Raw genomic sequence first — 2401 nt, 5'->3', positions numbered from 1 at the left:
GCATCACGAAATCCAAATCCACACAGAGATCGGTTACGTGAGCAGGTTGAACGAGGTGAGTTCGGCTTTGGCCGCCACTAAACTAGAACGAATGGGTTCAAATCCAACGAACTCAGAGCCAAAGTTCGTCCTTCCAAAGGTTCGGAGGGTAGGGGGTGCTACAAACGAATGACGGGTGGGTTCGGGGGTTCACCGCGATCTGAGTCGCTTGGAGCTGCTTAGGGCGCGGCTCACGAAAAACAATTATCGAATTATGATACGAACAGACGAAATAAAAGAGTGTAGACGATACGCGTCGCTACCGAGTCTCAGCAAACACGGGAGTTATCCAGTACTAGTCCGGTGGATCGAGCCCATCACTCAACATGAACAGTATGAGCGAGGAGGCTAGGAGATCCGCCATCGGCAATAACGGGTCTAACCGCTCATCGAACGATGAACGGCCGTAGTCGTCGTAGGCTTCTGTCACCAGCACCTTCAACGAGTGGTCAACTAGCCGCCACAGATTGTACAGCAGACAGCTGAAGATGAAGGAGAAATACCGCATTCGGTAATCCCGTGACGCGATTGAGGGGACCATCGGCTGAATCATCTTGTACTCAATCTCAATGTCCCACCGCTTCGAGTACCGGTCCACAAATCCAGGTGCGTCAACCGCTGCGACGTCGTCCCGGTTTGTCGTGAATACCGTGTACTGGATATCCTGCGCTTCAGCCACAACCCAGTCATCCCGGTCTGCTGGGACGTACATGAAGTTCACGTCGTGACTATACCCGTCCTCACCGACTGTCTCATCACTTTCCGTGTCGATATACCGGGTCCGATTCCCGTCCAAGTGGAGAGAGTGCGGCACGACACGTGACTTCAGAGTCGGGTCGTACCGAACGACCTCAACCTCATCTTCCAGATCTTTCGAGAACTCCCAGTCATCGGGGCGTGGGCAATGATGATTGCAGCCATCACAATACTCGGATTTGAACTGGTCGAACATGTCTGTCAGACTTGTTCCATACTTGAATCCGCCGTGTTGACACCAGAGATATTTGGACCCAAACGAGCCCATCCCGAGAAGTTTGCCTGCTTCACTTGGTGAGTATGCCAAATGCAGATGTTCGCAGTGCCGATACAACGGCTCCGGATCAGCATCACGAACCGCGTGGTATCCCATCACAGTCATGGGATCGGCTTCGTACGGGTCCGGCGGATCTTCAAGATCAACCTCGATACCCTGTATCTCCAGAATCTTCTTCGCCATTTCCTGTCGGTCACGATCATCGTCTTCATCATATTGTGAGGTATCGTATGGGTTCGGAACGTCTTCGATACGCTCGATTTGATCGTCGAGCGCATCTTCCAGGGCTGTTTCACCGCTTTCGATGGCAAGCTCTCGCGCATCACTGAGAAATTCTGTTGCGATCTCGGGATCTCGGCTGCAATAGTGATATAGGCCAACGCTTTTTCGGAGGTTAGCTTCAAGTTCTGGTTCTGTCACAAAGTCTGCAAGCTGTTCAGCTTGCTTGACTAATGGGTGCGTCTCGTTGAGTGTAGTTTCTTCACCCTCTGTGTCGTCGCTACCTGCCCCCTTAGGTGAACCAGAGCCGGTATCGACAGTGACGGAATCTCCGGGTTCTGGATCGTTCTTGGAGAGCACCTGAAGTTGTCTGCGTTTGGTGAGGTAATTGATGATCTCTGGCAGTGCAACCGCATACGCATAATATTCCTCGTTATCAAGGAGGGCTGCGAGTTCTTCAGTGAGTGCATTCATCGTAGCAAGTTCGTCGTGAAACAGATCTGCAGATAGTTCGTCTCGCAGGTACCCATATTCCGGAACCTCGAATTCATCGAGTGATTGAATGCGGTCCGTGGCGATCATTTCTGTGCGTTTTTCAGCGAACACGAACAGCGCAGCGACCTGCTGGAAGATAGTTGCGAGATGCTGATCGACATCCATCTCAAGGTTGGCAGCGAGTTCACGAGCTTTGTGCGCGAATTCCGCCATCTCCACGGCCTCTTCACCATCCGCAGGATTTCGCATATAAATCTGCGCGAAGAGAGCTTTGACCGTCGCTTCGTCGTCATAGTCGGCGTTGAGGATTTCCTCGATGGATTCTGTGGCTTCGTTTTCGTCACCACGCTTCAAGTACTGCTGCGCGATGAGGAGTTTGTGCCCACGGTAGCTGAGGCGTTCCTGTTCGGCGTGTTCTTCCAGCTCGGAGAAGTCCTCGGGTGTGAATGCGACACCTTCGCCAATATTCAGTGCTCGTTGTCGTCGCCGGTCGATCCTGCTTTGCGTGCGGTTGATGGCGGCTTGCCTTGTTTTGCCACCGATTGAGGGAAGTTTCAGACTCTCTCCCGGGAAGATTCCGTCAAGCTAACCAGGAATTGGACGCCGTCTGGCGAT

2 protein-coding genes are annotated in these 2401 nt (G+C 52.6%); one reads left to right on the top strand and one right to left on the bottom strand.

Going from position 1 to position 2401, the window contains the following annotated elements; all coding sequences use genetic code 11:
* Positions 1 to 334 precede the first annotated feature (334 nt).
* Positions 335 to 1951, bottom strand: a complete 1617-nt coding sequence (locus tag APQ99_RS12375) for a hypothetical protein (RefSeq protein WP_136361766.1) — start codon at positions 1949 to 1951, stop codon at positions 335 to 337.
* Here APQ99_RS12375 and APQ99_RS12370 point away from each other — a divergent pair.
* The gene (locus APQ99_RS12370; RefSeq protein WP_136361765.1) at positions 1934 to 2332 is read left to right on the top strand and encodes a hypothetical protein; all 399 of its coding nucleotides are present in this window, start codon (positions 1934 to 1936) and stop codon (positions 2330 to 2332) included. The two genes, APQ99_RS12375 and APQ99_RS12370, sit on opposite strands and share 18 nt — an antisense overlap.
* Positions 2333 to 2401 lie beyond the last annotated feature (69 nt).

It is taken from the genome of Halobacterium salinarum DSM 3754 (genome assembly GCF_008124605.1).
GTDB lineage: Archaea > Halobacteriota > Halobacteria > Halobacteriales > Halobacteriaceae > Halobacterium > Halobacterium salinarum.
Note: the sequence above shows the minus strand (reverse complement) of the source record. Positions and strands in the feature narration are given on the sequence as shown.